At 65.9% G+C, this 4,501-nt stretch carries 5 protein-coding genes and 1 pseudogene; 4 read left to right on the top strand and 2 right to left on the bottom strand.

What is annotated here, in order from left to right; all coding sequences use genetic code 11:
- Nucleotides 1-160: 160 nt before the first annotated feature.
- Together HP547_RS27515 and HP547_RS27510 are read right to left on the bottom strand one after the other, a co-directional pair.
- On the bottom strand, nt 161-502 hold the full coding sequence (locus HP547_RS27515) for an EscU/YscU/HrcU family type III secretion system export apparatus switch protein (RefSeq protein ID WP_172230186.1): 342 nt from the start codon (nt 500-502) through the stop codon (nt 161-163).
- The gene (locus HP547_RS27510) at nt 499-2,055 is read right to left on the bottom strand and encodes a flagellar hook-length control protein FliK (protein WP_172288590.1); all 1,557 of its coding nucleotides are present in this window, start codon (nt 2,053-2,055) and stop codon (nt 499-501) included. The genes HP547_RS27515 and HP547_RS27510 overlap by 4 nt, the downstream gene beginning before the upstream one ends.
- Before the next feature lie 268 nt (nt 2,056-2,323).
- Between HP547_RS27510 and ccmA the strand changes: the two genes are divergently transcribed.
- The 4 genes and pseudogenes from ccmA to HP547_RS27490 all read left to right on the top strand — a co-directional run.
- Nucleotides 2,324-2,956, top strand: a complete 633-nt coding sequence (gene ccmA / locus HP547_RS27505) for a cytochrome c biogenesis heme-transporting ATPase CcmA (protein WP_172230182.1) — start codon at nt 2,324-2,326, stop codon at nt 2,954-2,956.
- Nucleotides 2,953-3,621: a heme exporter protein CcmB gene (ccmB, locus tag HP547_RS27500; RefSeq protein WP_172288588.1), complete on the top strand. Its 669-nt coding sequence runs from the start codon at nt 2,953-2,955 to the stop codon at nt 3,619-3,621. Before ccmA ends, ccmB begins: the two co-directional genes overlap by 4 nt.
- A gap of 46 nt (nt 3,622-3,667) precedes the next feature.
- Nucleotides 3,668-4,435, top strand: a complete 768-nt coding sequence (locus tag HP547_RS27495) for a heme ABC transporter permease (protein WP_172230178.1) — start codon at nt 3,668-3,670, stop codon at nt 4,433-4,435.
- Nucleotides 4,432-4,501, top strand: a pseudogene (locus tag HP547_RS27490) (heme exporter CcmD); the annotation flags it as partial. The gene HP547_RS27495 and the pseudogene HP547_RS27490, both read left to right, overlap by 4 nt.

The following is a 4,501-nucleotide window of genomic DNA, read 5'->3' as shown; positions in this document are numbered from 1 at the left end:
GCGGCTGGCCTCCTGGTCCGGGCGAGGCACCTGGCGCAGGTGGTCGCGAACATACTGCACGCCGGCGGCGTTGATGCGGGTCGTGGACATGGTGTTCACCTTGCTCATTTTTGGAAAGGGCAAGGCTGAACGGGTGACGCCGACTGGGGGTGGTAGATAGCTACCGGTTGTCGCCTGGTGGCGGCAGCAGGGTTACCGGGGTGATGTCGCGGGGCGTGGCGGGTTCGTCACTGAAGCCGGGCGGCACCTTGCCGCGCAGTTGCCAGGCAAATGCAATGATCTCTGCAATGGTCAGGTACAGCGCCTCCGGGATCTGCTCACCCAGCTCCAGGCGCGCCAGCAGGCGCACCAATTCGGCGTTTTCGTAGATCGGCACCTCGTGTTCGCGGGCCAGCGCCAGGATGGCTTCAGCGAGTGCATCGTCGCCCTTGGCGCTGAGGGTGGGGGCTTGCTGGCCGTCGTAGCTCAGGGCGATGGCCTGGCGGGGATGCTTCTGAGTCATGCGTTTTCATCCACCCAGCGTTGCTCTACCCGCGTGCGCGGGCCTTGTGGCGGGGTGCCGGGGTGGCATTCCAGGTCGCCGACATCCAGGCCGCGGGCCAGCAGGCGTTCGCGCAGGGCGCCGAGCTGGGTGTCGATCAGCCGCGCGGTTTGTTCGCGTTCTGCCCACAGCTGCCCGCTCAGCCGGCCCTGGCTCAGTTGCGCCTGGACCTGCATGGGGCCCAGTGGTGAGAGGTCGAAGGCCAGCTCGATGCGCCACAGGGCTTGTAGCGGGTCTTGCGCCTCATGCTGACGGTCGGCCTGTTGTTGCGGGGTTTCCTCGCGCTGCAGCTTCACCTGCAAGGGGATGAACTCCTGGCCGTGGCGGATCGGCACTTCGGTTTGCCAGGTGCTCTGCAGGTTGCCGTTTTCCAGTGTGCCGGTTTGCTGCAGGCTGCTCATGGCGTGGCTTTGCAGGCGTGAAACGGCAGCAGCGGCCAGGCGCAGCAGTTGCTGCAGGTCGCCTTCTTCTTCCATGGCCTTGAGCAGGCGCGACGGCAGCGGGAAGGCCCCGGGCTGCGGTTTGGGGCTGACCCGCTCGAGCATGCCCAGTGCGCCGCGTGCCAGCGCCGGCATGGTCACGGCGAGGCTGGCCGGGGCCAGGTTGGGGGCGCCGGTCGGGTTGATCGGCGCCTGCGCCACCAGCCGCAGCAGGTGCGCCTTCAGGTCGGTAGCGACGGTGGCAGGGAAGCCGCCCAGCAGTTTCGCTTCGAGGAAGGCCCCGCTGTTGTTCAAGGCCTGGGCCACACCCTTGGCGTCGCCCAGTTGCCGCGCGTCCGGCAGGCCGGCCAGCAGGCGTTCGGCGCTGGCCCGCAGGTTACCCTCGACGCCTGGGTCGCGGGTCAGCTGTTGCAGGGCGTTAAGCAGGCCGGGCAGCGAGGCCTGGCGGTTTTGCTGGGTCAGCAGCTGCTGGGCAATATTGAGCTGGTCCTGCCGTCCGCTAAGCGGCACGAAGCGCAGCGACTGGTCGCCCTGCACCAGCGCACTGAGCAGGCTGCCGATGGCCAGCGGGCGCGGGCTGTCGATGCTCAGGGTAGCGCCGGCCTGGGCGCTGTTGAGCAGGCTGACCAGCGCCCGGTAGGCGGCGGGTTGCCCAGGGCCCTGGGGCAGCAGCTGATTGGTCACGACCTTGCCTTGCAGCAGGGTGCCCACTGGCACTTTGCTGGTATCGAGGCGGGTGAGGGTGGCGATCTGGCTGGCGTTGGCTTGCAGCAGCAGGATCGCCAGGCGATTGCCTTCGGTCTGGCTGACTGTGACCTGGCTGCCTTGGGGCAGGGGCTGGCTGGTGCTGGCTTGCAGCTGGGTCTGCACGCCGTTGGCCTGGATCAGGCGCAGCACCAGCTGGAATTCCTGGCCCGTCTGGCGCAACGACACTACCTGGGCCTGCGCGGTCTCGCCGGGGGCCAGCAAACCGGGCTGTGCCTGGATCAGGCGCAGCAGTTCGCCGGTCATGCCCGCCTTCATGGCTTGGTTGTTGATCGCGGTTTGTGTGCCGAGACTATTGATTTCAGTCATGATTGTATACAACCTGTCGAGCCCGGCCTCTTGGCAGCGCGGCGGCGCGTGTAATAATGCCGAGCGCCCGTGGTTGCCAGTATAACGGCAGCGCGGGGGGCGACTTGAGACATGAAGGCGTCAGCGCGGTGTTGCCTGCTTCGCGGGTGAACCCGCTCCCACAAGGTTTTTGTGCAGCATCCGAGCGCTGCGCGGTACCGGTAGGAGCGGGTTTGCCCGCGAAACAGGCAAAATATCGGGCTGGGCCCTACCAAGATAAGGCGAAACCGTGACCCTTCACCTCCAAGCCGCAGGCCTGGCCTGCGAGCGCGACTGGCGCCTGCTGTTCGAGCACCTCGCTTTCGAGCTGCGGCCCGGCGACATGCTGCAGATCAGCGGCCCCAACGGCAGTGGCAAGACCAGCCTGTTGCGCCTGTTGGCGGGCCTGATGCAGCCGACCGCCGGGCAGATCCTGCTGGGCGGCAAGCCATTGGCCGAGCAGCGCCATGCCCTGGCCAGCATCCTGCTGTGGATCGGCCATGCCGCCGGTATCAAGGACCTGCTCACTGCCGAGGAAAACCTCACCTGGTTATGCGCCTTGCACCAGCCCGCCAGCCGCGATGCGATCTGGGCGGCGCTGCAGGCAGTAGGCCTGCGCGGTTTCGAAGACGTGCCCTGCCACACCTTGTCTGCCGGCCAGCAGCGCCGCGTGGCCCTGGCCCGGCTGCACCTGGCCTGCCCGCCGCTGTGGATTCTCGACGAGCCGTTCACCGCCCTCGACAAGCAAGGCGTGGCGCAACTTGAAGCGCACCTGGCAGCCCACTGCGAGCAGGGCGGCACGGTGGTGCTGACCACCCACCACACGCTCGACCGCAAGCCGTCCGGTTACCGTGAGCTGAACCTGGGGCAGTGGGCCGCATGAGCGTATTCATCCTGCTGCTGCGCCGTGAAGCGCGCCTGCTGTTCCGGCGCCCGGCCGAGCTGGCCAACCCGCTGGTGTTCTTCGCCATCGTCGTGGCCTTGTTCCCGCTGGCGGTCGGCCCGGAAAGCCAATTGTTGCAAACCTTGTCGCCAGGCCTGGTCTGGGTGGCGGCGCTGCTGGCGGTGCTGCTCTCGCTGGACGGCCTGTTCCGCAGCGATTTCGAAGACGGCTCGCTGGAACAATGGGTGCTGTCGCCGCATCCGCTGGCGCTGCTGGTGCTGGCCAAGGTGCTGGCGCACTGGATCTTTTCCGGGCTGGCACTGGTACTGTTGGCGCCACTGCTGGCATTGATGCTGGGGCTGCCCAGCCAGTGCTTGCCGGTGTTGCTCGCTTCCTTGTTGCTGGGTACGCCGGTGTTGAGTTTGCTGGGTGCGGTAGGTGCCGCGCTGACGGTCGGTCTGAAGCGTGGTGGTTTGTTACTGGCATTGCTGATTCTGCCGTTGTATATCCCTGTATTGATCCTGGGCAGTGGTGCGTTGCAGGCGGCGTTGCAGAATATGCCCGCAACCGGCCACCTGCTCTGGCTCGCCAGCCTGACGGCCCTGGCCGTGACCCTGGCACCCTTTGCGATAGCGGCTGGCCTGAAGATCAGCGTTGGCGAATAACGAGTCCCGGGCTCTCAAGCCCGGCAAATACCCTGGATGTACCCTGATGAAAATAAGCTGGACGTGGTTCCACAAGCTGGGCTCCCCCAAATGGTTCTATGCCATCAGCGGCCGCATGCTGCCCTGGCTGGCTGGCGCTGCCGTGCTGCTGCTGGCCGTCGGCATCACCTGGGGCCTTGCCTTTGCGCCCGAGGATTACCAGCAAGGCAACAGTTTCCGCATCATTTATATCCACGTGCCGGCGGCGATGCTGGCGCAGTCCTGCTATGTGTTGCTGGCAGTGGCCGGGGTGGTGGGCCTGGTGTGGAAGATGAAACTGGCCGACGTCGCCCTGCAATGCGCCGCGCCGATCGGCGCCTGGATGACCGCCGTGGCGTTGGTCACCGGCGCCATCTGGGGCAAGCCGACCTGGGGCAGCTGGTGGGTCTGGGATGCACGACTTACGTCCATGCTTATCCTGCTTTTCCTGTACTTCGGCATCATTGCGCTGGGCCAGGCAATCAGTAACCGTGACAGTTCGGCCAAGGCCTGCGCGGTGCTGGCGATTGTCGGCGTGATCAATATCCCGATCATCAAGTATTCGGTGGAGTGGTGGAACACCCTGCACCAGGGCGCCACCTTCACCCTGACCGAAAAACCGGCGATGCCCGCCGAGATGTGGCTGCCGTTGCTGTGCACGGCGCTGGGCTTCTACTGCTTCTTCGGCGCCGTGCTGTTGCTGCGCATGCGCCTTGAAGTGCTCAAGCGCGAAGCGCGGGCCAGCTGGGTCAAGGACGAAGTGTTGAACAGCCTGGGGCGGAGGGCGGCACAATGAGTTTTGCCACCTTCGGTGACTTTCTCGCCATGGGCCACCATGGCCTGTACGTGTGGTCGGCCTATG

Origin of the sequence: Pseudomonas sp. CM27 (assembly GCF_013179515.1) — a bacterium.
In the GTDB taxonomy this organism is placed as follows: Bacteria; Pseudomonadota; Gammaproteobacteria; order Pseudomonadales; family Pseudomonadaceae; genus Aquipseudomonas.
This window is presented reverse-complemented; position numbering and strand designations above follow the sequence as displayed.